Here is a 23564-nt window from a genome sequence, read left to right as displayed (position 1 = left end):
GGGCTCGGGGCGCTGCGGCCGGGCGGCCTCGGCGACGGCGGGGAAGCCGACGGCCGCGCTCAGCGGCTTGGTCAGGCGGCCGCCCGCCCAGGCCTGCGCGGCCTCGGGGTCGGCCAGGACGGCGTGCAGGGTGTTCTCGACCTCGCGCTGCACGCCCTCGCCGATCGGATGACCGGCCCCTTCGGCGAGCTGCCGGGCCTGCAGGGAAAGGGCGCGGATGAGCGCGTGCTGCCGGCGGCTCAGCTCACGCAGCTGTGCGCCGTCCAGGTCCTGGTGCGCCTGTCGCAGCCCTTCCCCCAGGCGCAGCAGGGGCTCGACCTCCCCGGGGCTGCTGCGGACCAGCAGGTTGCTGACCCAGGCGGCGAGGCTGGGCTTGCGCAACGCCCCGATCCGGTCGGCGAGTTCCCGGTCACCGGCGGTGCGGGCGGATGCCACGGCGGAGGCGCGGGCGGCGGTGAACTCCTCCGGGCGCAGGGCGTACAGCTCGTCGGCCACGGAGTCGTAGTCCATGTGCACCCCTTTCGCGCGGAAAATCCTCTTTTGATCGTCTCAGGACCTGTCATGAGGGGCGCGCGGAGAGGCCGCCGAACGCGTCGGAGGCCCCCGTTCATGATCAGGAAATCGACGGTTTAACATATGAGCGCCGCCTAGCTCGAAAGATGGATTCGTGACTCTCAACGACGACTCGTTCACCAACTGGAAGAACCGCGAGGAGATCGCGGAGTCGATGATCCCGATCATCGGGAAGCTGCACCGGGAGCGGGACGTGACGGTCCTGCTGCACAGCCGCTCCCTGGTGAACAAGTCGGTGGTCAGCATCCTCAAGACCCACCGTTTCGCCCGGCAGATCGCCGGTGCGGAGCTCTCGGTCACCGAGACGCTGCCCTTCCTGAAGACCCTCGCCGAACTCGACCTCGGGCCGTCCCAGATCGACATCGGCATGCTCGCCGCCACGTACCGCGAGGACGACCGCGGCCTGTCGGTCGCGGAGTTCACCGCGGAGGCCGTCGCCGGTGCCACGGGCGCCAATAAGATCGAGCGCCGTGAGGGCCGGGACGTCGTCCTCTACGGCTTCGGCCGCATCGGCCGGCTCGTCGCCCGGCTGCTCATCGAGAAGTCCGGCTCGGGCAACGGTCTGCGGCTGCGGGCCATCGTCGTGCGCGGTGGGGGCGGACGGGCCGCAGAGGACATCGTCAAGCGTGCCTCGCTGCTGCGCCGCGACTCGATCCACGGCCAGTTCCAGGGCACCATCACCGTCGACGAGGCGAACAGCACGATCGTCGCCAACGGCAACGCGATCAAGGTGATCTACGCGAACGACCCGTCCGAGATCGACTACACGGCGTACGGCATCAAGGACGCCATCCTCATCGACAACACCGGCAAGTGGCGCGACCGCGAGGGCCTGTCCGAGCACCTGCGCCCCGGTATCGACAAGGTCGTGCTGACCGCGCCCGGCAAGGGCGACGTCCCCAACATCGTGCACGGCGTCAACCACGACACGATCAAGCCGGACGAGCAGATCCTGTCCTGCGCGTCCTGCACCACGAACGCGATCGTCCCGCCGCTGAAGGCGATGGCCGACGAGTTCGGGGTCCAGCGCGGCCACGTGGAGACGGTCCACTCGTTCACCAACGACCAGAACCTGCTGGACAACTACCACAAGGCCGACCGCCGCGGCCGGTCCGCGCCGCTCAACATGGTCATCACCGAGACCGGTGCCGCCTCCGCCGTCGCAAAGGCGCTGCCCGACCTCAAGGCGCCCATCACCGGCAGTTCGATCCGCGTGCCGGTCCCGGACGTCTCGATCGCGATCCTCAGCCTGCGGCTCGGCCGGGAGACCACCCGCGAGGAGGTTCTCGACCACCTGCGTGACGTCTCCCTGACCTCACCGCTCAAGCGCCAGATCGACTTCACCACGGCGCCCGACGCGGTCTCCAGCGACTTCATCGGCTCGCGCCACGCCTCGATCGTCGACGCCGGCGCCACCAAGGTCGACGGCGACAACGCGATCCTCTACCTGTGGTACGACAACGAGTTCGGCTACTCGTGCCAGGTCATCCGCGTCGTGCAGCATGTGTCCGGCGTGGAGTACCCGACGTACCCGGCTCCGGCGGTCTGATCCCGGAACAGGGAAGCGCGGGGCGTGCGGGCCCCGCGCTTCCCTGTGTTCAGCGGCGGGTCAGCTCGATCCTGTACTCCCGCGTCTGTGAGCCGTCCTCGCTGGTCACGGAGACGATGTGGGCCCTCTTGCCCCCGGCCGCGTCCTTGCTCACCGTCACCTTCGCGTAGGGGTCACGCGGTGTGGCGGTGATCCGGGCCCGGTCCGGGCGGTCGGCCGCCACCCGGTAGGCCGTCCGGTCCGGGTCGAAACCGGCCAGGGGCTCGCCGTCCAGCTCGACCGACGCGGCGGCCGCGTCCGCGGAGGTGCCCGGCGCCTTGGCGTGGACCTCGATCTCCCCGAGCGTGATGTAGCCGCCCGGGCGGGCCGTCATCACCACACGCACGCCCGTCGCCGGGCCGGCCGCGCGCACCGGGACGTCGACCACCGGTGTCCCCTCGGTGCCGACGGCGACCTGGTCGCTCGCGTCGGACCAGGTGCCGTCGGCATCCCGCACCTGAACCTTGAGGGACTCCGCGAAGCTGACGTTGGCGCCGTCGCGGTGGAAGTGGGTCACGACCCGGGTCAGATCGCGGGCCTCCGGCAGCGTGAAGGTGATGGTGTCGGCGGGGTTCTTGGTGCCGGACCTCCAGTTCGACCATGCCTTCTCGGACGTGGTGCCGTTGCGCAGGCGCTCGGCGGAGTAACCGCTCTCGGTGTAGGTGGCGCCGACCGTCACGCCCTCGCCGCGCGCGGCGTCGGTCTCCCGGGGCGCGGAGACCTGGACGCGTACGGTCGCCGCGGCCGTGTCCGCGCCCGGGATCCGGGCCGTGCCGCGCAGGGTCACCACGCCGGTGGCGTCGAAGGCGCCTGCGGGTGCGGGCTCCCAGGTGACCGGGAGTTCGGCGGTTCCGCCGTGCCGTCCCACGCCGGTGACCGTGGCGGGGAGGTCGGGCCGCCCGCCGGTGTAGGTCTTGGCGCGGGCCGGGAGGGTGGAGGCGATGGTGTCCACGGTGACCACCGCTTCGGCCCGGACGGTCCGGCCGAGGGCGTCGGTGGCCCGGCCCTTCACGCGTACCGTTCCGGGTTTGCGCCAGCGTGACTCGGAGGGCAGCGTCCACTGCACGGGGAGCGCTCCGCGGGCGCCGTCGCGGAAGACGGGCGTCACGGTCCCGGGCAGTTCGGGCGCGTGGCCGGGGACGGTGAACGCCTTGGCCGGCTGCGTACGGAGCACCGTCTCGTCGGTCACGCCCCAGCGCTGGTTCGCGTTGGAGGTCGGAAGGTGGGCCGAGACGCGGGCTCCGTCCGCGGTCGACTGCCCGACGACGTCGAGGAGGCGGCCCGTCGCGGCGTTGACGAAGGTCCAGGTGTCGTCGCCGGTGGTGGACATGATCCACTGTGCGGCCGGTGTGGCTCCGTCTTCGAGTACGGCCTCGTCGTCGCGTACGGCCAGGTGCCTGCCGTTCGCGGCGTTGACGAGGGCGTAGCGCTCACGGTTGCCCTCGCCGCGGGTCAGCTGCTTCACCCTCCACAGCTGGGACTTGGCGGCCGGGTCGGCCGTACGGACGACGACGCCGTCGCCCTCGGCGGACGGTGCCAGGGACTTGTCGCTCTGGGTGCCCTGGAGGCGGTAGACGTGGCCGTCCTGGACGAGTGCGGCGTCCTCGGCGGTGCCGGAGACGCCGTCGACGAGGAGGGTGGTGACCGACTTGGCCGGGACGGTCACGGTGGCCGAGTCGTTCTTCACCTTGACGGGCGTGCCACGGACGAGCGCACCGCCGGCGCTGGTCACCACGGGGGTCACGGTGGCGCCGGGGGCGACCCGTCGGAACTTCGAGAGGTCCACGGTCACCGCGCGCTCGGTCGTGCCGTTGTTGACGTGCACCACCGTCGCTCCGCGGCCGGACTTGCGTACGGCGGCGACGCTGGAGGGGTCGTCGGCCTTGACGAAGTGGTCGCCGGGGCGGATGTGGTGGGTGAAGTTGCGCAGGGTGTGGAATTTGGTGTTGGCCTTGACCGGGCAGGTCCGAAGCGTGTCCTCGGCGGTGCAGTTGAACGGGACGTGGATGCTGCCCCAGTTCTTGCCTGCCTGCGCCTGCGGGATGGAGTCCTCGATCGGCTGCCACAACACCCAGGCGTCGGGTTCCAGTTCACGCATGTCCTCGACGACGCGGGTGGCGATGCCGAGGCCCGGTTCCATGCCGGTGAAGTCGGTGCCGGTCCCCCAGGTGCCCTCGACCTCGCTCATCCAGAACGGTTTGTCCGCGGCCTTGGCGCTGTCGCGGGCGCTGGTGCGCATGCCGGTGCCGTAGGTGTGGACGTTGAGCTGGTCGACGGCGGCGCGGGCGGTGCCGTCGTAGGCGTTCCAGTTGCGGACGAAGGTGCTGGGGTTGGTCTCGTCCATCGCGGAGATCTTGGCGCCGGTTCGCGCCTTCTTCAGTGCGCGCTGCAGGGCCAGTACGACCTTCTGCTGGAGTTCGGGGCCGGCGTGCGCGCCCTCCTGGCGGCCGCCGGTGGGCTGCCCGTCGGGGCCGATCTGGGTGCCCCAGTAGTTGGTGTTGGGCTCGTTGAGCGGGGCGATGGTGTCGAAGCTGATGCGGTGCTTCTTCTCCAGCTGGTCGGCGACCTTCACCAGGTAGGTGGCGAAGTCGTCGACGCGGTCCGCCCGTATCTGGTCGGTGTTCGCGTCGAAACCGCCGGAGACGTAGCCGCTGACGGTCTGGAACCAGGGCGGTGAGTTGCTGAACGCCTCCCAGCGGGTCACCTTGTCCTTGACGCGGTCCACCCACCAGCGCTGGCCGGAGTCGGCGGACCAGTCCCAGTGCTCGGGGTCGTGGGGGTTCCACCAGTCGGTGTCCTCCCTCGTGGTGCCCTCGGGGGCTTTCCAGAAGCCGTCCATCGTCGCGCCGGTCTTCATGTAGTCCTTGCGGACGTCGGGGGCGTTGCCGCCGCCGATGTTGTAGCGCGCGATGTTGAGGCGGAGTCCGTCCTTGCCGAACAGCATGTCGGCGAGCTTCTGCCGAATGGGCTCGGGGTAGCGGCCGGTGATGTTGGCGAACCAGACGAGGCTCGTCCCCCACCCTTCGAACTCCTGCTGCCGGTAGGACGGGTCGATCCGAACCGTGACCGCACTCGCGGGCGGGTCGGCGGCAGCGGCGGCGGGAGGCACGGCCATGAGGCCCGCACCGAGCGCCAGGGGGACGGTGATCGCCAGTGCCACCCGGGCGAGGCGATGTCTGCTGGACATGAATTCCCTTCGAGAGCGAACAGAACCGCGCAGAACCAATCGAGTTTCCCGAATGTTTTAGGACGGCAATCAACACGTCAAGAGGCGGGACGAGTTGAGAACCGACGCACACCCCTTGACGGGTTCCGGCCGGGCACCCCAATAATGATCGTCCACATATCTAAACAACGTTCTCTGTTGTGCACGCGAGTGAACGCGGAGGAACCGTGCCCGGCCCAGGCCCGTCCCGCAGTCGTCCGATCGTCACGTCCCTCGTCGTCCTGCTCGCCGCCTCCGGCTGTTCGGTGGCGGGTGCCGACCCCGTCGGCGGCGGCCCGGGCACCCTGCGCATCGTCCTTCCCGAGGAACCGCCGACCCTCGAACCCTGTGACGCCTCGCTGACGGCGACGGGCAGGGTGACGCGGGCCAACATCACGGAGGCCCTCACCGAGCGCGAACCGTCCACCGGAGGCCTCGAACCCGCTCTCGCCACCAAGTGGACCCGTACGTCGGCCACTTCCTGGACCTTCACCCTCCGCACAGGGGTCACCTTCCACGACGGCTCGCCGTTCACGGCGGCCGCGGCGGCGTTCTCGATCAAGCGAGCCACGGACTCGGGCATCGACTGCAACGTCGACGGATACATCTTCGCCGACACCGAGCTCACGGCCACGCCCCTGGACGACACCGCCCTCCGGGTCACCACGTCGAAGCCCGATCCGATCCTGCCCCTACGACTGTCGTTCGTCGAGATCGTGCCGACCGGCACCGACCCCGACTCCCGCGTGCGCGAGCCGGTCGGAACGGGGCCCTACCGGATCGACGAGTGGAACCAGGGCCGCTACCTGCGGCTGAAGCGCTTTTCCGGCTACTGGGGCAAGACCCCGGACTTCTCCGCGGCCACCTATGTCTGGCGCGCCGAGGGCAGTGTGCGCGCGGCCATGGTGACGAACGACGAGGCGGATGTCGCGATCGGGCTCGCCCCCGAGGACGGGGCGGGTGACCGGGCGGTCGAGTTCGCCACCAACGAGGTCTCCTACCTGCGGATCGACGCCACCAAGCCGCCGCTGGACGACATCCGGGTCCGCCGGGCCGTCAACTACGCCATCGACCGCGAGGGGTTGACGACGGCCGTCTTCGCCGGCCGGCCCAGCGGACAGCTCGTCTCGAAGGGCGTCACCGGCTACAACCCGCGCATAGATCCTTGGCCGTACGACCCGGAACGTGCCCGGCGACTCGTCGCCGAGGCCCGCGCCGACGGGGTACGGACCGACACCACCCTCACCATCATCGGCCGCAACGGCATCTACCCGAAGGCCGCCGAGGCCATGGAGGTCGTTCAGGACGGCCTGCTCAAGGCCGGGTTGAAGGTCAGGATCAAGATGCTCGACGTCAACGCCTGGCTGGAGTACCTGCTGCGCCCCTTCCCCACCGGCGACACCGGCCCCACCCTGCTCCAGGCCCAGCACGGAAACCAGGCCGGGGACGCCGCGTTCACGATGGGACAGATCTACGGCAGCGACGGCGCCCAGAGCAGCTACGGCACCGCCGAGTTCGACGCGCGCATCGCCAGGGCGCAGCTCGCCTCGGGCGGAAAACGGCAGCGGGCCTTCGCCGACGCGTTCGACTACCAGAACGACAAGGTCGTACGGGATGCCGTGATGGCCAACATGACCGGACTGCTGGCCCTCTCCCCCAAGGTCCGCTACCGGCCCGACTCGGCCACCAACGACGAGATGCGACTCGCCGACATGCGGCGCCAGGACTGAGGGAGGACCCGTGCTGACCCTGTTACGCCGCCGCGCCGTGTCCAGCGTCATCCCGCTGATGGTGGTGGTCCTCGGCGTGTTCTTCCTGGCCCGCCTCACCGGAGACCCCGCCAATCTGTATCTGCCGCTGAGCGCGACGCCTGAGATGCGCGCGGAGTTCGCCGCCCGAAACGGCCTGGACGAACCGCTGGTCACCCAGTTCGGCGACTATCTCGCCCAGGTCGCGCACCTCGACTTCGGCGAGTCGCTGCGCACCGCCCAGCCGGCCGGCGAGGCCGTCCTGCGCGCCTTCCCCGCGACACTGCAACTGGCCGGCTGGACGATGCTGCTCGCCATCGTGGGCGCCGTGGCCATCGGCAGCCTGGCGGCCTACCGGCCGAACTCGGCGACCGACCGGATCGCGAGCTTCCTGTCCTCCATGGCCGCGAGCGTCCCCGACTTCTGGATCGCCATCATGGGCGTACTGGTCTTCGCGGTCACCCTGGGCTGGCTGCCCACCTCCGGCACCAGCGGGGCGGCGGCGTGGGTCCTGCCCGTCGCTACGCTGCTCATCCGTCCGTTCGGGGTGCTGGTCCAAGTGGTACGGGGCGCCATGGTCTCCGCGCTGTCCGCCCCGTACGTGAAGGTGGCGCGCGGCAAGGGGGCCTCCGAACCCAGGGTGGTCTTCGGGCACTCGCTGAGGAACGCCGCGGCACCGGCCCTCACCGTCGCGGGCGACCTGGCCGTGGGGCTGGTCAACGGGGCCGTGGTCGTCGAGACGATCTTCGGCTGGCCCGGCATCGGCAAGCTCATGATCGATTCGGTGCTGCAGCGCGACTTCGCGGTCCTGCAGGCGGCGGTGCTCCTGACAGCTCTGGCGATCTTCGCCCTCAACATCCTGGTGGACCTCTGCCACGCGCTCCTGGACCCGCGGGTACGGCAGCGGGCGGCGGCATGAGCCGAGGACGGGACATGCTCGACACATCCGAGGCCGGCGGTCCGGCCGTACGGCGGCGGTGGTTCGCCCTGCTGCTCCGGGACCGGTTCGCCTGCGCGGCGGCCCTGGTGCTGGTCCTGGTGGCGCTGTGCGCCGTCCTGGGGCCGCTCCTGGCCGCGGATCTGGCGACTCGTCAGAACCTGCGCGCTCCGGACCGGCCTCCCTTCAGCCTCGACCACGGCTGGGCCTTCGTCCTCGGCAGTGACTCCCTCGGCCGCCCCGTCGCCGCGCGGCTGCTGACCGCGGCCGGGACCACGCTGGCCGTGGCGGTGCCCGCCGTCCTGTGCTCCCTCGCCGTCGGCTCCGTGTGGGGTATGTGGGCCGGCTATCACGGCGGCCTGCGCGAGAACGTGTCGCTGCGCGTGGCCGACGTGATCCTCAGCTTCCCCTCCCTGCTGCTGGCCGTGGTCGTGCTGTACGTCTTCTCGCCGAGTGCCGCGAGCCTCGTTCTGGTGCTGGCCGTGGCCCGGATCCCGGTCTATCTGCGTACCGCCCGGGCGGAGGCGGCGGAGCTGCGCGGCCGGCTGTTCATGGACGCGGCCCGTACGTTCGGCACGGGCGGCTGGGCCGCCATCCGGCGGCATGTCGCCCCGAGCGTGCTGCCCACGCTGCTCACCGTCGCCGCCCTCGACTTCTGTTTCGTGATGCTGGCCGAGTCCTCACTCAGTTTCCTGGGCATCGGCATCCAACCGCCGGACGTCAGCTGGGGACTGATGGTCGCGCAGGGTCGGCAGGAGCTGCAGAGCGCCTGGTGGATCGCGTTCTTCCCGGGGCTCGCCATCGTCGTCACGACCGTCTCGGCGACCGCTCTCGCATCGTGGGCACGGCTGACGGCCGATCCGGGGCAGCGGTGGCGGGAGGCGCTCGGACGGACTGGCGGTAAGAGGCCGCGTCGCGAGCGGGAGCGTTCAGCGGCGGGGAACGGCACCCGCCCGTCGAACGGGGCCGTCCTGGCCGTCGAGGACCTGTCCGTCGACGTCCACACCCCGGCCGGGCCCGTCCAGGTGGTCCGCGGGGTGGGCTTCACCGTGCGGTCGGGCGAGACGCTCGCGCTCTTGGGCGAGTCGGGCTGCGGCAAGAGCATGACCGCGCACGCCGTCGCCGGGCTGCTCGACCCGGTCGCGGAGGTGACCGGCGGGCAGGTGCGCCTCGACGGCGTGAACCTGCTCGCCATCGGCCCGCGGGCCAGGCGACGGCTGGCCGGCCCGCATCTGGCCATGGTCTTCCAGGACGCGCTCAGCGCGCTCAACCCCGTCCTCACCGTCGGCACGCAGCTCGCCGAGCCGTTCCGTATCCACGAGGGCATGTCCCGGCGGGCGGCGCGGGCCAGGGCGGTGGAGCTGATGGAACGCGTGGGCATCCCCGAGGCCGGCTCCCGGGCGGACGCCTATCCGCACCAGTTCTCCGGAGGCATGCGGCAGCGTCTGCTGATCGCGACGGCGGTCGCCCTGCGGCCGAAGGTGCTGATCGCCGACGAGCCCACGACTGCTCTGGACGTCACCGTGCAGGCCCAGATCATGGACCTCCTCGCCGAGTTGGGCGGCGAGCAGCGGACGGCGCTCGTCCTGATCACGCACGACCTCGGGCTCGCCGCCGAGCACGCGGACCGGGTCGCCGTCATGTACGCGGGCGCCGTCGTGGAGACCGGGCCGGTGGCGGAGGTGTTCGGCAAGCCCCACCACCCTTACACACAGGGCCTGTTGGCGTCGGTCCCGGCCGAGCAGCATCGGGGAGCGCGGTTGCGTTCCATTCCCGGCGGCCCGCCGGACCCGGGTGCCGTGCCGGCGGGTTGCGCGTTCCGTACGCGCTGTCCCCTGGCCCGGGAACGCTGCGCCACGCACCGGCCCGCACTGAACGGCACCGGACCCGGCCGGGCCGCCGCCTGCCACTTCGGGAAGGACCTGGCCGATGCCTGAGCACGAGGCCCTGCTTGCGGCCACCGGTCTGGCCAAGAGCTTCGCCGTCCGGCGGACACTGCGGGGCGGCACGCGGCTGCGGGCACTGGACGGGGTGGACCTCACCCTGGCCCGCGGGGAGACCCTCGGCCTGGTAGGTGAGTCCGGCTGCGGCAAGTCCACCCTGGCCAGGGTCCTGCTGCGGCTGGAGCGGCCCGACGCGGGCAGCGTCCGGTACGGGGGCGTCGACCCCTTCGCGTTGTCGGGCGCGGGTCTTCTGGCCTGGCGGCGGAAGGTGCAGATGGTCTTCCAGGATCCGTTCGGTTCGCTCAACCCCCGTCTCACCGCGGCCGAGCTCATCGGCGAGCCCTGGCTGACCCACCGGTCCCTCGTCCCGGCGTCGCGGCGGGCGGCGCGCGTGGCGGGCCTGCTGGAGATGGTCGGCCTGCGTGCCTCGGACGCGCGTCGCCTTCCACACGAGTTCTCCGGAGGGCAGCGGCAGCGGATCGGGATCGCCCGGGCCCTGGCACTGGAGCCCGAGGTGATCGTCTGCGACGAGCCCGTCTCCGCGCTGGACCTGTCGGTGCAGGCGCAGGTACTCAACCTGCTGTGCGACCTGCGGGACGAGCTGGGCCTGTCGTACGTGTTCATCTCGCACGACCTGTCCGTGGTGCGGCACCTGGCCGACCGAGTCGCCGTGATGTACCTCGGCAAGATCGTGGAGACGGGCCCCACGGAGGAGGTCTACGAGCGACCTCACCACCCGTACACCGAGGCTCTGCTGTCCGCCGCGCCCTCCCCCGTGGCCGGCGGGCGCCGAAGGCAGCGTGTCCTGCTCACCGGTGAACTCCCGTCACCGGCCGACCCGCCCTCCGGATGCCGGTTCCGGACCCGGTGCCCGCGGGTGCGGGACCTGTGCGCCGAGACCGTTCCCACGCCACCGCCCGGTGCGCCGCTTCACGGAGCCGCCTGCCACTTCCCCCTGGAAGAGGCCTCTGCGGCGTGACCGGCGAGTCGGTCCCCCGGGGCCGAGCCCGGGATTTTCGGCACAGTGCGGTGCCGCGTCCGTCACCGGGACGCGGCACCGTCACACGCTCGGTACTCGTGCGGACGATTCAGTGCTTGAAGACGTCCTTGGTCTTCTCCTTGGCCTGCCGGGCGTCGCCCTTGGACTGCTCCGCCCGGCCTTCGGCCTCCAGCCGCTCGTTGCCCACCGCGCGGCCGATCGCCTCCTTGGCCTTGCCCTTGGCCTGCTCGGCCTTCGCCTTGCCCTTCTGATCTCCAGCCACGGCCAGCTCACTCCACGTCGTGTTCGACTACGGGTCACCACACGAGTGACCGCTGGGGCGGCGTCCCAAACGTGTCCGGGCTCGGCCCCGGTAGGGTCTCGGCCGCCCTGCTGTTCGGTTCGGCCGCGCTGACGCCAGTGGTCATCGACCGCCCCGGTCCGCTCGGACTTCTCGGGCTCACCGGATGGCTGATGTGGGTGGTGTGGATCGGCGTGTACGGGATCGTCCTGGTGCGCGCCGAGCCGGGACGCCGATCGGCCGCCGACCGGGGGCCTTGACCCCGTGAGAGGCTGAGCGTGATCATGATCGGTGGGACGAGCGGGGACAGTGCATGACCATCAACCGGCCCGGGCTGCCCGGAGACCTGCCGTCGCCGGAGGTGCTGTGGGCGCGCTGGACGCTCATCGCCGTACTGGAGGCGACCACGGCGCACGAGCGGCAGGCGCACCACCGCACGGGGACCTGGGTGGACGACACCGGGCTCCGTCTGGACGACTCCGGCTGCACATGGTGGGGGTTCGCACCGCGGGGCGCGGGGCGGTACGTGCTCTTCGGCGAGGACGAGTCGAGCTGCTGCAAGTGGCACGAGCCGCCGGTCGACCTGCTCGCCGACGCCCCCGCCTGGCTCCCCCACGATGAGCTCGGGGACCTGCTGAGCGGCAATGAACTGGGCTGTGTCTACTGGTACGAGAACGGGGCCTGGGCCCGCGCCCCGTACCCCGGCACCCTGGACGACGACGGGCTCGACTGCGGCATGAGCCGCTTCACCGACCGTGACGATGTGCTGCGCACGGTCGCCGACGAGGATCACGGCGCCACGTCGTTCCGCGAGGCGGAGGCTCTGCTGGCGCACGCGGAGGGTTACCGACTGACCCCGGAGCTTCTGATGTCCCTCACCACCGACCCCGCCTGGCGGCAGCGGGACCGGCCGGCCATGACCCGGGCGCTGGAGCTCGCACGCCTCAACCGGCACTGACCCCCGGGGTCAGTGGCAGCACCCGTCGGCGGGCTCCGCTGCCTCCAGCCGGCAGAAGCAGGACGCCTGGATCGGCACGTCGGCCAGCGCGCTCGCCATCTTGAGCTGGTGGGCCACGAGGGCCGCCTCGCCGGTCTTGCCGGTGCGGAGCAGGCACTCGTGGAAGCCGTGCAGGGCCCAGACGTTGCCGGGGTGCTGGAGGGGCCGGGGCAGGGTGTCGTCGAGGCCGAGGTCGGCACGGTAGACGGCCTCGGCCTCCGCCACACGGCCCTGCTCCAGCAGCAGTGCCCCGTAGGCGTGGCGGGTGGGCTGCATCCAGCCCCAGGGCTCGTCGTACGGGAGGTTGTCGTCCAGTTCGATGGAGCGCTCCAGGGCGGCGAAGGCCACGTCGTGGTTGCCCCTGCGGTACTCGAGTTCGCCGTCCAGCATGGCCGCGGCGATCGCCAGGATGTCGTGGCAGGTGTTGTTGAACAGCATCCGCGTCTCGGGCACCCGGCTGACCGCCGCCCGGAAGAGCTCTCGTTCGGCCTCCGCCCGGTCGACCTCGCCGGTGGCGGAGAGCGCGACGCCTCGGGCGTAGTGCCGCATGGCGACAGTCATCGCGTAGAGCTCCGGGTCGGCCGGGGCGGGCAGTTCGAGGATCTCGGTCCAGCGGCCGAAGCGGATCAGGACGTGAACGCGCATGGCCAGGAAGGCTTCCAGCCAGTCGGCCATCGGAGGGCTCGGCACGCGGAGCAGGTCTTCGGGGATGGCCGCTTCCAGCCGGGCGGCGGTGTCCAGGGCGACCTGCGCCTGGCCGAGGAACATGGCGCCGTAGATCTTGAAGTGGTAGTTGTGCGCCCGGTAGAGGGTGTAGAAGTTCATCGCCCCGGCCTGCCGGTGGTACTTCTCGTCGGCGGCGATCGCGTCGCTGTTGGCAGAGACGACCTGACGGTAGTCGCCGCACAGGACGTCCAGGTGTGAGGGCATGTGGAGCAGGTGCCCGGCGTCGGGCACGATGCCGCGCAGCCGGTCGGCGACGGTGAGGGCCCGCTCCGGGGTCGGGGACATCTCCATCAGGTGGATGTAGAGGTGCAGGATCCCCGGGTGCCGTACGCCGGCCTCGGTGGCGAGGGCGCCTTCCAGCACGGCCCCGGCCTCGGCGGTCCGGGCGCCCTCGGCCGGCTGACCGGTCCTGAGGTCCCACAGCTGCCACGGGGTGAGGTTCATCGCGGCGTCGGCGTGCAGGGTGGCGATGTCCGGGTCGCCGGGTGCCAGTTCGTACACGACGCGCATCGCGTCCGCGTAGGGCTCGTTCCACACCGAGCAGTCCTCGACGGCCTCCGGCTGCGGATAGCGGGCCCGCAGCGCGCCGATGAGGGCCCGCTCGACCGGGGTGGCTCGGGCGGCCTTTTCGTGGGCGCGTTCCACGGCGGCGTGCGTGCGTGCGACGGTCCGCACCAGTTCCTCGCCCTCGAAGAATTCCCAGGGCTTGTTGTAGTTCGGGCCGAGCGCGTAGGCGATTCCCCAATGCGCCATCGCGCACTCCGGATCGGCCTCGGCCGCCCTTTCGAAGCAGGCGACTGCTTCCTCGTGGTGGAAGGCGTACGTCCACACCAGACCGCGATCGAACCAGAGTTGAGCAGCTGCGGAGGACGTGGTGACGGGACGGCTGTACGTACCGAGGTCGTAATACTCGCCCATGAGTTTCTCCTGGAAAAGCGGCCGGGGCCGTGAGAATAGCGGTTGCGGACACGCCCTCGACTTCCGATCAATTCTCGTATTTCCAGATTAGCGGTTCGAAGCCCTATCCCGGCCTGCCGGCGAGCGGGAACAACGGCTCGACCTCTGCTCGCGGCCGCTCGACGAGTACGCAGCCATCATCGCGGAGCGACCGGGCGTCGGGCCCGGGCGTCGGGCCCGGGCGTCGGGCCCGGGCGTCGGGCCCGGGCGTCGGGCCCGGGCGTCGGTGACACAAAGCGTGCGAATGGTTACTCAAGGTGCGTAAGGCTACACGAGCCAAAGTCATCTTGTCGTTCGATCGTGGGCACCTTCGCCGGTGGGCTGGCACCGCCCAACTCCCGCTCTCTAGGATGTACTTCCTGTCCAGCCAGTCCGTTGGCGCGACACCTTGCAGGGGGAACGATGCACTCCGAGAAGCAGCTGTCCACCGAGATCGACGCGAACGTGCCGACGGCAGCGCGCATGTACGACCACTACCTGGGCGGCAAGGACAACTACGCGGCGGACCGTGCCGCGTGCGAGGAACTCGACAAGGTCGTCCCCAGCACGCGCCGCCTGGCCCTGAACAACCGGCGCTTCCTCCAGCGGGTCGTGAAGACCCTCTCCGAGGACTACGGCATCCGGCAGTACCTGGACCACGGATCCGGCCTGCCGACGCAGAACAACGTCCACCAGGTCGCCCAGCGCATCGACCCCACGACCCACGTGGTCTACGTCGACAACGACCCGATGGTGCTGGTGCACGGCCGCGCGCTGCTGGAGCAGGACGAGCGGACGACCGTCATCCACGCGGACCTGCGCGAGACCGACCTGATCTTCGGCCACGCCGACACCAAGCGGCTGATCGACTTCGACGAGCCGGTGTGCGTGCTGTTCAACTCGGTGTTCCACTGCATCCCGGACAGCGACACCGACGGGCCGCTCGCGGTGGCCCGGCGCGTGCGGGAGCGGCTGGCGCCCGGCAGCTTCATGGTGATGTGCCAGCTGGTCAGCGAGGACCCCGAGGTCCGCGCCTTCGTCACGAACTTCATGGACCAGGCCACGCAGGGCAACTGGGGCCGCGTACGGGAGCCGAAGGACGTGGAGACGTACTTCGAGGGCCTGGAGATCCTGGAGCCAGGGATCGTGGAGGTGTCCACCTGGCGTCCGGACACCGAGGTGGCGCCCCGTCAGCTCACCCACGAGTGGATCGAGTTCGGCGGCGTCGGGCGGATCCCGTTGGAGAAGTGACCACGGTGATGCCCCGCCCGGGACGATGACCGTCCCGGGCGGGGCATCCGTGCGTCACCGGTAGCGCTGCTCCATCGTCTGCCCCAGCAGCTCCAGCGAGTCACGGGGCTTGAGAGCCTCGTCCGCGAGCCGGTCGAGCGCGATCCGGTACTCCTCGGTCTCGTCGCGGTCCTCGAGGAAGTTCGCGCTCTTGATGTGCTCCAGGTAGACCACGTCGGGCAGATCGAGGCCGCCGAAGCGCAGATATGTGATCGGGATGGCCGGCGCCGAGGCGTTGGTGACGCTCAACGGCACGATCTGCAACGTCACGTTGGAGCGTTCGGCCATCTCGACGAGGTGCGCGAGCTGCTCCCGCATCACATCGGTGCTGCCGAGGACGCGCAGCAGCACGGACTCGTCGATGATCGCCCACAGCTGCGGCGCGTCGGCCCGCGACAGCAACCGGGCCCGGCGCTTGCGCAGTTCGACGCGACGCTCCACCTCACTGGCAGGCGCGTTCGGCAGGCCTCGCTCCACCACGGCCTGGGTGTAGGCGGCTGTCTGCAACAGACCGGGCACGTACTGGATCTCGAAGGTACGAATGGTGGCGGCGGCCTCCTGCAGCCCGACCAGCCGGTCGAACCACTCGGGCATCAGCCGCTTGTCGTACCGCTGCCACCAGCCGGGCTCACCGGCCCGCTGCAGCAGCTTGAGGAGCACGGAGACTTCGTAGTCGTCGGTGCCGTACAGCTCCAGCAGGGCGCGGACGTCGCTCTCCGTCGGCGGGCGGCGGCCCTTGCCCGACTCGATGCGGGACAACTTCGCGGCACTGAACCCGACAGCCCGCGCCGCCTGGTCCTGGGCGAACCCGGCGTCCTCACGGAAGCCGGCGAGCTGTACACCGACCAGCATCTTCAGCAGGGTCGGCGCCGGCTCGGGCCTGTCCAGGTAGGGTTCCAGACGGGAGATGCGATGCGACGCGGCGGACATCCTGACTCCCAGCAGACCGGCACAAGGGCGATTTACACTATCGCACTTCACCAGGTCTTCACGCACCCACCCGCAAGACCCCCGCAGAAGTGGGGAGTTGAGCTCCGCTTCTCCCCGAGGGCATCACGCCGCCGCACGAGCAGGGCCGTTCCTCACAGCAGGTGGTCGAACTCGCCGTCCTTCGCCCCGGCCAGGAAGGCCGCCACCTCGGCCGACGTGTAGACGAGGGCGGGCCCGTCGGGGTCGCGGGAATTGCGCAGGGCGATCCCGCCGTCGACGAGGGGGGCGACCTCGACGCAGTTGCCCTCGGCGTTGCTGTGCCGACTCTTCATCCAGCGGGCTTCCAACGAGCTTGCCCGCACTCCGTTCCGCACTGGTGGCACCGCAGTCTCCTTGCTGTTCTCGTTTTCCCGCCGCGCACGGTGTGCCCGGCCGTCCGGACGAGTGCGGGCGGGTCCCTTCGACCGCTCTCGTCCCCGGCTTGCGTACCCACAACGGCTTGATTCTCACGCAATTTCTCGTGCAATTGCACGCGGGCGCCTTCAGCGTGGATAATAGCTGCGGCGTCAACCCCCGGGCTGACGCCGCGTCCTGACGTCGCATCGGGGAGATGCCGTGTCATCACCTGCGCAGCACGTGCTCCGGCCGCCGAGTCGGGCTGCGGCACACGCGGGCGCCCCCGCGGCGAGCCACGCCGTCCCGGCCGGCCCGCACACCACCTCGCCGTACGGGGCCCCGCCCTCGGTGCCGAGGACACTGCCCCAGTTCTCGGGTGCCCTGTCCGCCTCGGCCACACTGCGAGTCCAGTGCAGCCGGGAGGGGTTCGCTCGGGCCCGGTCCTTCACCCGCGACACCCTGCACGGCTGGTCGCTCGACCACCGCTGCGACGACGCGACCCTCGTCATCACCGAGCTCACCGCCAACGCCGCGACGCACGCGGCACCGAGAGCCCCGGATGCGCCGGGTGTGCCGGAGATCCGGCTCGGATTCCTCCTGGACCCCAGCCACCTGCTGGTCACCGTCTCCGACCCCGACGACCACCCGCCGGTGTACCGATCGGCGGGCATCGACCTGGAGGAGCACGGCCGGGGGCTGTGCATCGTCGACGCCCTGTCCGAGGAGTGGGGCTGGGCCCCCAGCCCCCCGGCGGGCAAGACGGTCTGGGCCAGGTTGTCGACCCGGCCGGCCACATCCTGTCCCCCCATCTGACACGACTGCCGCGGAAAGGCCCCTCGCCATGCGCAGCGCTTCGACGGAACACCCGAGCAGCAAGCGCCCTCAGCGCCCCGACGCCCCGGCCGGGGTAGCCCGGAACACGCTGCTCACGGCACTGGACCGCGTGCCGTGGGCCGACATCCAGGACTCCACGGGCTCGGCGGCGGCCATCCCCCACCTACTCACCGGCATCGCGGGGGGTGACGCCGACACCGCCCGCTCCGCACTCGACGACCTACGGAAACGGATCTGCCAGTTCGGTTTCGTGGTGGAGCAGGCGACCGCGGCCACGGTTCCGTTCCTGTGGGAGCTGGCGAAGCTGCCGCAGGTGACCTGCCGCGCCCAGATCATCCAGCTGCTCAAGAACATCGCCGACGCCCGGCAGTGGGAGAGCACCGCCGCCGTCTATCCGAAGCTGCTGAACCACCGGGAGAACCCGGTGGTGTGGGAGCGTGCGGCGCGCCAGGCGGTGCGGTCCCGGCGCGGTGAGCTGGGCCGGCTGATGGCGGACGAGGACGGCGAGATCGCCCGGGCCACGACCGAGCTGGCCCGCTCGCTGGGCGCCTGAGACCCAGCTCGCCGGGCGTCTGAGCCCCCGCTCGCCGCGCGCCTGAGACTGCCGTACGTTCTCCGGTTGGCCGGTCGTACCTTCACCGATGGGTGGCAAGCCCGTCAGGCCCGCAGACGTGACGAAACGGTGAGGACCCCTTGTCACCATGGGTGATGCCCCTCGCCTCCCGGGGCCGGGCAGTGCAGACATGGCACATGGTTCTACGAGCGAATCAGAAAGCCCAGGTCACCGGGCACTTCACGCGCTCCACGGGCCGCCACATCTCACAATCTCTCACGACCGTGCCGTCTCACCGCCATGGAAGCCATCCCAGACGACAGCAGCCGCCCGCAGATCCTCGACATCCGGGTGGACGTACTTCTTCTTCGTGAAACCCACGTTGGTGTGCCCGGCCCACGCCGCGAGGATGTGGTCCATCACGCCGTTGTTGGCGAGGTAGGTCAGGCAGGAGTGCCGGGCGTCGTACAGCCTGACCTTCCGCAACCCGAGCTCCCCCATCAGCCGGTGCGCGTGCTGTTCACGCAGCTGCCGCGTGTTCACCGGCACCCCGAGCTCGTCCACCACCACGAACCCGCTGTCGGTGTACGCCTCGCCAGCCGCCAGCTTCTCGGCGGCCTGCCGGGCCCGCAGCTTTCGCAGCGCCTCCCACACCCCCTGAGGAAGCGGCAACACGCGCTCACCGGCTTCCGTCTTGGTGTCCTTCTCCACCACCGTCTTGTTCGCGACCATCGTGCGCGTGCTGACCGTCTCAAGAGTGCCAAGCGTCAGGTCAACGTCAGACCACCGCAGACCGCACACCTCGGCCGGCCGCAGGCCCATCAGGCTGAGCAGGAGCGGGGCATGCAGCCGATCGTCCTGGATGCCCTTGATGAACAGCTGCACCTCGGTCACGGTCCACGGCTTCTCACGCCGCCGCTCCCGCCTGTCCGCCTTCCGATCCACGAGGGACACCCGCACGAACTTCGCCGGGTTCTCCGGGATCAGCTTCCGCGTGACCGCCCGAGCCAGGGCCTGCCTGAACCGGTCGATTGCGTGCTGGACCGTGCTGACCGCCAGCCGCGTGCCCGGCGTGCCGCTCCTGCGGCGCCCCTGCGCCACCATCCGGTCGACACAGTCCTGCACCATGTCCTCGGTAAGGTCCTGTAGACGGACGTGCCCCAGCATGTCGTAAACGTGGATCAGGCTCTTCCGGTAGCCGTGGATGGACGTCGCCTCGATGTCCCGGGCCTTCATCCGAAGCCACTCATCCAGCCACTCCGCCACGGTGATGTCGCTCTTGGCGATCTACGTCCCAACGGCCATCTGCCCGCGAATGCGGGCGACTTCGGCCTCGACCTCCTTCTTCTTGTCCTTGGTGATGGTGTGCTGCTTGCGCTTCATCACCGGCTTCCCGGTCTTCGGGTCGGTGATCACCTCACCGGCTTTGTCCTTCTTCGCGACGATCATGAAGCGCGGCTCGACGCGATCGAGAAGAACCGGTGGCCTCTGCCCGCCGTGGCGGTGCTGACGGCTATGGGCTCGCTGGGTGTGGCGTTGTGGCAGGCGGCGGGCCGGTGAATCCGGGCGACGCGGTGTGGGGCGGTCTGATCCTGGCGGGCGCGGCGGTGGAGACGTATGCACTGCGCTCCGCCCGGCAGGAGGCCACGTTGTCGGCGGCGACGCGCCGCTGGTTCCGTGTCCATACGAAGGCGGGCAAGGTGCTGTTCGTCGTCGGGTGGGTCGGGTTCTCGGCATGGTGGGTGCACCACGTCATCGCCTGACCGGCCGCACGGGGCCTCGTCCGCTACGGCGGGCGGGGCCCTCTGCCCTACGTCACACCTCGGCCGCCTCCGCGAGCCGCACAGCCGCCAGATACGTCATTCGACGGAGCTTCGGTCATCCGTCGCCCATACCAAGGGGCCCCCGTACTCGCCTTCATCACACTTCAAGCCGTTGTGCACCTCCTTGCAAGGCCAGGAGGTGCCCTTATCGGGCGTCACGATCCAGAGCCAGGTATCGCCCAAACCTGCATTTCGAAGCTTGACCAGCTCATCGATCACTTGGTTAACGGTCATCTGGGTAGCCACTGACGCCCTCCAATACGGCGGATATTTGGGTTCCAGAGTTTCATTGCTTCACATTTGGCACACCTAGGAGTGAGCCGGAATGGTGAACCTGGCCGGTCACGCAGGCGGCCCCTACGCGCATGGGTACGGAAAGGCGGGTCAGTGACCACTGCGCGGGCACGCGCAAAATGATCAAGCAGCCTCGACGACGTCCCCGCGCTCGACGCGCCGCAGCTCGGCCAGCAGCCGCGCGTACTCTGCCCGCTGCCCATCGGTGAGCGGCACCGCCGGATGCGACCACAGGGCACGGATCGCCTGGTTCAGGTCGTCAGCAGAGCGCACAGGAAGCGACGTCGCAAGATCGGGGGACACGCGACCAGCCTACGGTGATCAGTCGTCCAACTCGATCCGGAAGTCGACGATGGTCGTGTCACCGCGCCGCACGATCGGGTGAGCGACCTCAACGACCCGGCCGGAGTCCGCGATGTGCCGCCGGGTGTACCGCAGCACTGGAACGCCAGCGCCGATCCGTAGCGTCGCCGCCTCCAACTCGGACGGCATGCCCGCCGTGAACGACTCCGTGATCGTCGTGACCCGGATGCCGAGGCTGCCCAACTGCGCCCGCGTCCCGCCCGGCCAGGGCTCGTGGATGGGGTCGGCCACGGGCGTGCCAGCGACATCGGACCACCGAACGTAGCTGGTGCTCATCTGTGTGGGCTCGTCGTTGTCGTAGAACACGAAGTGCCGGGCGAGTAGCCGCTCGCCCACCTCGCACTCGAACAGCGCCGCCAGCTCAGTGTCGGCCTGCACCCGCTCGAACCGCTTGTCGAGCCGATACTCACTCCATCCGATGCCCTGATCCCTCGTGTAGGGCGTGGCCTTGGTGCCGGGGGTGGAGCGGTACCGGTCGGCCGCCATACGGTGAATCGCAGGCCGCGGCCGCACCCGTGTGCCAGCTCGGGCCCGCGCCTCGACGAGCCCCTCGTTCGTCAGGAGCCGTAGGGCGCTACGAACCGGAGCCTCGGATACGCCGTACTCGGCGCACAGTTCAGGGATCGTTGGGATCTGGTCGCCCGGCCCGAACTCCCCGCCCGGAGAGATGCGCCGTCGCAGGTCGGCGGCGATCCGCAGGTACTCGGGCTGTGCCACGGAGGCCTCCACTTCGAGCGATCACGTCAATCTGGATACGCATACTCTGCCCGTCCCGCTTGACCAGCGCCAATCATCGCGACAATCTGGATACGGATAAGTACTACCCGTATCCGGAATCCGCTCAAGCGGGGGGACAGTCATGCCCGAGTCGGGTCATACATGGCAGAAGGCATTCAAGGGCGAGCCCATCGAGGCAGCCCACGTCCGCCTGTGGACCGCCGGCCGCGTGAAGCACCCCGACGCCCCGCTCATCGCGAACGAGCTGTACATCGCGATCCTCGGCTCGGGCGCCCCCGTCGTCGACATGACACTGTCGACGGCCGATTCCCGCATTCGCATCACAGCAGAGGGCCCCGACCCGCTGCCGCTCATCCACAGCCACGGGCCCGGCTGGCAGATCGTCATCGCCCTAAGCGCCCTCGCGGGGCTGACCACCGACGAGTGCGGCCTGTGGGCGCAGGTAGGGACGAACCGGTGAAGCCCCAGCCGCCGGCCGCCACTGAGTTGACAAGAGCTCAGCACGACGGCTGGGCGTGCTGCTGGTGCGGCAAATCCCTGATGAGCGGCGGCGTCAGCGCGGGCATCTCGCGCGGCCGGATGGGCGCCCACGCCCTCGACATCGAGGTGTACGCCTGCCGGGCCTGCACCTCTACACAGACCCCCGCCCCCAGTGATGGGCGGGCCAACCGCCTCTGACCAGAGGCACAGTCCACAGCAGGAGGAATCACGTGACCATCGCGTTGGAACGTCCCGTGGGCAACACCGACCCGCTCACCCTGGTCGAGCCCGAGATTGCCGACCAGCTCACCCGCCGCATCACCACCGACCACCCGGACATCGACACTGCGACCGCGCGCCGCATCATCGGCCAGGCCGCCGCATTCATCGCCGCCTCCGGGCAGCAGTCCGGGCAGTCGCTCGCACCGAGCAAGCTGGTCGACATCGGCTGGCACGCGTTCATCCTGCACACCGTCGACTACGCCCGCTTCTGCGAGCAGGTCGTAGGCCGCTTCGTCCACCACGTCCCGACCGGGGACGGCGAGGAGCCGCCCGACCACCACGCCGAGACCCGACAGCGCACTCTCGCAGCCATCGAGGCCGCCGGATACAGCGTCGACCACGAACTGTGGGGCAACTCGGCGGACTGCTCGCAGTGCCACGCCGGATGCACCGACAGCCCCAACAGCGGCAAGCAGTCGTAGCGCGACCGTGTAAAACTCCAGCCGTCCGGTGTCTACACCGGGCGGCTGGCCCGAAGAGCGGAGCAGGCAGTGACAGACACGGCGATCGCCTGGGACACCTACTCGCGGCAGCGGCCCGACCGCCGGCCGACGAACGCCCGCGGCGAGACGACCTGGTTCAATTGGACCCAGTACGCCGACCACGGTCCCGGAGCCGAACTCCTGGGGCTGCCGCCTGGCGGCCGCGTGCTTGACCTCGGTTGCGGTAAGGGCGGCAACGCCGCGCACCTCGCCGCCATCGGCATGCAGGCCGTGGGTGTCGACATCTCTCCCAAGCAGCTTGGCGCCGCGCATCAACGGTGGGGACACATGCTCGGGCTGGACCTGCACCAGGCCGAGGCCGTTACCTTCCTGAAGGGCACCCAGGAGATGTTCGACGCGGTGTACTCGGTGTGCGGAGCCGTGTGGTTCACCGACCCCGCTCGACTGCTGCCCGCCGTGCGCGAGCGGCTACGGCCGGGCGGCAGGCTGGTGTTCTCTCAACGGCCGCCGGTCGAGGGCTGCTACGGCTGCCAGGCCTCATACATCCCGCGCAGTCCGGACGAAGACCCGCTTGTCGTGAAGCGGTGGGACCACGAGCCCGACGCTTGGGAGCACCTCTTGGCCGAGCACGGTTACATGGACGTGCGCGCGACCGTGCTGGCTGCACCGCCAGGGCCGCGCAAAGTCGGCACTCTGATCGTTCAAGCCCGCGCGTGACCACCTCGGCCGCCTTTGAAGCGTGCCCTTCGCCAGCGGCCCGCTCACCTCACGAGGTCGGCGAGGGGCACGTCGAGGGCGTCGGCGATGCGGAAGAGGTTGTCGAGCTTGGGGCTGGCGTGGGCCTGCTCGATGCGGTTGATGGTCTGTCGGTCCATGTCCGCGAGTTCGGCGAGTTTCTCCTGGGTGAGGTTGGCGTGTAAGCGGGCATCGCGGATGCGGTCACCGACTTCGCGGCGGCGCTGCAGGATCCAGTCGGGGGGTGGGGCGGATGGCACCTGCCAACGCTTGCCCCTGAATGATCTTGAGTCTGTATCGTCGGCTGTACATTTTTCGATCTAGGGCGGGTAGTCGAGCAGCAGGTCAACCCCGCCGTTAGTTGACAACAGAACCATCCGTAACATTCACGTGACAGAACGCGCTTACCGCTACAGCACTAAGAGCGGGCGCCCAACGCGACACGCACCGGACGCCCGCCCACCAGACAC

At 70.0% G+C, this 23564-nt stretch carries 25 protein-coding genes and 1 pseudogene; 15 read left to right on the top strand and 11 right to left on the bottom strand.

What is annotated here, in order from left to right; genetic code table 11:
- Positions 1-510, bottom strand: a pseudogene (locus tag C1J00_RS14995) (hypothetical protein); the annotation flags it as partial.
- Between the two features lie 157 nt (positions 511-667).
- Between C1J00_RS14995 and C1J00_RS14990 the strand changes: the two are divergent.
- Positions 668-2122, top strand: coding sequence for a glyceraldehyde-3-phosphate dehydrogenase (locus C1J00_RS14990; RefSeq protein ID WP_102909568.1), 1455 nt, complete (start codon positions 668-670; stop codon positions 2120-2122).
- A gap of 49 nt (positions 2123-2171) precedes the next feature.
- On the opposite strand, the gene C1J00_RS14985 is transcribed toward C1J00_RS14990, so the two are convergent.
- Complete coding sequence (locus tag C1J00_RS14985) at positions 2172-5348, bottom strand: RICIN domain-containing protein (RefSeq protein WP_102909567.1); 3177 nt, start codon at positions 5346-5348, stop codon at positions 2172-2174.
- Between the two features lie 206 nt (positions 5349-5554).
- On the opposite strand from C1J00_RS14985, the gene C1J00_RS14980 reads away from it, so the two are divergent.
- The 4 genes from C1J00_RS14980 to C1J00_RS14960 are packed head-to-tail and all read left to right on the top strand — an operon-like array spanning position 5555 to position 10973.
- Positions 5555-7096, top strand: coding sequence for an ABC transporter substrate-binding protein (locus C1J00_RS14980; protein ID WP_102909566.1), 1542 nt, complete (start codon positions 5555-5557; stop codon positions 7094-7096).
- Positions 7097-7106: 10 nt separating this feature from the next.
- A complete protein-coding gene (locus C1J00_RS14975; RefSeq protein ID WP_102909565.1) occupies positions 7107-8033 on the top strand; it encodes an ABC transporter permease in 927 nt (308 codons plus the stop codon).
- Positions 8034-8047: 14 nt separating this feature from the next.
- Positions 8048-9988: a dipeptide/oligopeptide/nickel ABC transporter permease/ATP-binding protein gene (locus tag C1J00_RS46750; RefSeq protein WP_245936346.1), complete on the top strand. Its 1941-nt coding sequence runs from the start codon at positions 8048-8050 to the stop codon at positions 9986-9988.
- Complete coding sequence (locus tag C1J00_RS14960; protein ID WP_102909564.1) at positions 9981-10973, top strand: ABC transporter ATP-binding protein; 993 nt, start codon at positions 9981-9983, stop codon at positions 10971-10973. Before C1J00_RS46750 ends, C1J00_RS14960 begins: the two co-directional genes overlap by 8 nt.
- A 109-nt stretch (positions 10974-11082) precedes the next feature.
- Here the strand turns inward: C1J00_RS14960 and C1J00_RS14955 are convergent, their stop codons facing one another.
- Positions 11083-11256, bottom strand: coding sequence for a CsbD family protein (locus tag C1J00_RS14955; protein WP_102909563.1), 174 nt, complete (start codon positions 11254-11256; stop codon positions 11083-11085).
- 71 nt (positions 11257-11327) lie between these two features.
- Here C1J00_RS14955 and C1J00_RS14950 point away from each other — a divergent pair, with 71 nt between their 5' ends.
- A complete protein-coding gene (locus C1J00_RS14950; RefSeq protein WP_180989560.1) occupies positions 11328-11534 on the top strand; it encodes a hypothetical protein in 207 nt (68 codons plus the stop codon).
- Positions 11535-11587: 53 nt separating this feature from the next.
- Positions 11588-12232 carry a hypothetical protein gene (locus tag C1J00_RS14945; protein WP_102909562.1) on the top strand — a complete coding sequence of 215 codons (645 nt, stop codon included), beginning with the start codon at positions 11588-11590 and terminating at the stop codon, positions 12230-12232.
- Between the two features lie 9 nt (positions 12233-12241).
- On the opposite strand, the gene C1J00_RS14940 is transcribed toward C1J00_RS14945, so the two are convergent.
- Positions 12242-13915, bottom strand: coding sequence for a hypothetical protein (locus C1J00_RS14940; protein ID WP_102909561.1), 1674 nt, complete (start codon positions 13913-13915; stop codon positions 12242-12244).
- A gap of 441 nt (positions 13916-14356) precedes the next feature.
- Here C1J00_RS14940 and C1J00_RS14935 point away from each other — a divergent pair, with 441 nt between their 5' ends.
- Positions 14357-15184, top strand: a complete 828-nt coding sequence (locus C1J00_RS14935) for an SAM-dependent methyltransferase (RefSeq protein WP_102909560.1) — start codon at positions 14357-14359, stop codon at positions 15182-15184.
- 54 nt (positions 15185-15238) lie between these two features.
- Here C1J00_RS14935 and C1J00_RS14930 read toward each other — a convergent pair whose 3' ends face one another.
- Both C1J00_RS14930 and C1J00_RS14925 read right to left on the bottom strand, forming a co-directional pair.
- Positions 15239-16153: a helix-turn-helix domain-containing protein gene (locus tag C1J00_RS14930; protein ID WP_102909559.1), complete on the bottom strand. Its 915-nt coding sequence runs from the start codon at positions 16151-16153 to the stop codon at positions 15239-15241.
- Between the two features lie 152 nt (positions 16154-16305).
- Positions 16306-16536 carry a DUF397 domain-containing protein gene (locus C1J00_RS14925; RefSeq protein ID WP_102909558.1) on the bottom strand — a complete coding sequence of 77 codons (231 nt, stop codon included), beginning with the start codon at positions 16534-16536 and terminating at the stop codon, positions 16306-16308.
- Positions 16537-16768: 232 nt separating this feature from the next.
- Between C1J00_RS14925 and C1J00_RS14920 the strand changes: the two genes are divergently transcribed.
- Both C1J00_RS14920 and C1J00_RS14915 read left to right on the top strand, forming a co-directional pair.
- Positions 16769-17362 (top strand): ATP-binding protein, encoded by a 594-nt coding sequence (locus tag C1J00_RS14920; RefSeq protein ID WP_245936345.1) that lies wholly within the window; start codon positions 16769-16771, stop codon positions 17360-17362.
- Positions 17363-17390: 28 nt separating this feature from the next.
- Positions 17391-17936, top strand: a complete 546-nt coding sequence (locus tag C1J00_RS14915; protein WP_102909556.1) for a hypothetical protein — start codon at positions 17391-17393, stop codon at positions 17934-17936.
- 276 nt (positions 17937-18212) lie between these two features.
- On the opposite strand, the gene C1J00_RS14910 is transcribed toward C1J00_RS14915, so the two are convergent.
- Positions 18213-19172, bottom strand: coding sequence for a tyrosine-type recombinase/integrase (locus C1J00_RS14910; RefSeq protein WP_245936344.1), 960 nt, complete (start codon positions 19170-19172; stop codon positions 18213-18215).
- A gap of 51 nt (positions 19173-19223) precedes the next feature.
- Positions 19224-19385, bottom strand: a complete 162-nt coding sequence (locus C1J00_RS46745) for a hypothetical protein (protein WP_245936347.1) — start codon at positions 19383-19385, stop codon at positions 19224-19226.
- Between the two features lie 107 nt (positions 19386-19492).
- Here C1J00_RS46745 and C1J00_RS14905 point away from each other — a divergent pair, with 107 nt between their 5' ends.
- On the top strand, positions 19493-19699 hold the full coding sequence (locus C1J00_RS14905; protein ID WP_102909571.1) for a hypothetical protein: 207 nt from the start codon (positions 19493-19495) through the stop codon (positions 19697-19699).
- Between the two features lie 477 nt (positions 19700-20176).
- Here the strand turns inward: C1J00_RS14905 and C1J00_RS14900 are convergent, their stop codons facing one another.
- A complete protein-coding gene (locus tag C1J00_RS14900; RefSeq protein ID WP_102909555.1) occupies positions 20177-20356 on the bottom strand; it encodes a hypothetical protein in 180 nt (59 codons plus the stop codon).
- Between the two features lie 18 nt (positions 20357-20374).
- Positions 20375-21133, bottom strand: a complete 759-nt coding sequence (locus C1J00_RS14895) for a GntR family transcriptional regulator (RefSeq protein ID WP_102909570.1) — start codon at positions 21131-21133, stop codon at positions 20375-20377.
- Between the two features lie 142 nt (positions 21134-21275).
- Here C1J00_RS14895 and C1J00_RS14890 point away from each other — a divergent pair, with 142 nt between their 5' ends.
- The 4 genes from C1J00_RS14890 (at position 21276) to C1J00_RS14875 (ending at position 23076) form a co-directional block, all read left to right on the top strand.
- Entirely contained in the window at positions 21276-21614 is a 339-nt protein-coding gene (locus C1J00_RS14890) for a hypothetical protein (protein WP_102909554.1), read from the top strand.
- Positions 21611-21832 (top strand): hypothetical protein, encoded by a 222-nt coding sequence (locus C1J00_RS14885; protein ID WP_102909553.1) that lies wholly within the window; start codon positions 21611-21613, stop codon positions 21830-21832. The genes C1J00_RS14890 and C1J00_RS14885 overlap by 4 nt, the downstream gene beginning before the upstream one ends.
- A gap of 32 nt (positions 21833-21864) precedes the next feature.
- A complete protein-coding gene (locus C1J00_RS14880; protein ID WP_219728348.1) occupies positions 21865-22338 on the top strand; it encodes a glycine-rich domain-containing protein in 474 nt (157 codons plus the stop codon).
- A gap of 69 nt (positions 22339-22407) precedes the next feature.
- Positions 22408-23076 (top strand): class I SAM-dependent methyltransferase, encoded by a 669-nt coding sequence (locus C1J00_RS14875; protein ID WP_102909552.1) that lies wholly within the window; start codon positions 22408-22410, stop codon positions 23074-23076.
- Between the two features lie 44 nt (positions 23077-23120).
- Here the strand turns inward: C1J00_RS14875 and C1J00_RS14870 are convergent, their stop codons facing one another.
- Positions 23121-23354: a helix-turn-helix domain-containing protein gene (locus tag C1J00_RS14870; RefSeq protein WP_102909551.1), complete on the bottom strand. Its 234-nt coding sequence runs from the start codon at positions 23352-23354 to the stop codon at positions 23121-23123.
- Positions 23355-23564: the final 210 nt, after the last annotated feature.

Origin of the sequence: Streptomyces cahuitamycinicus (assembly GCF_002891435.1) — a bacterium.
Lineage (GTDB): Bacteria > Actinomycetota > Actinomycetes > Streptomycetales > Streptomycetaceae > Streptomyces > Streptomyces cahuitamycinicus.
The sequence above is the reverse complement of the archived record's forward strand: the minus strand, read 5'-3'. Positions and strand labels throughout refer to the sequence as shown.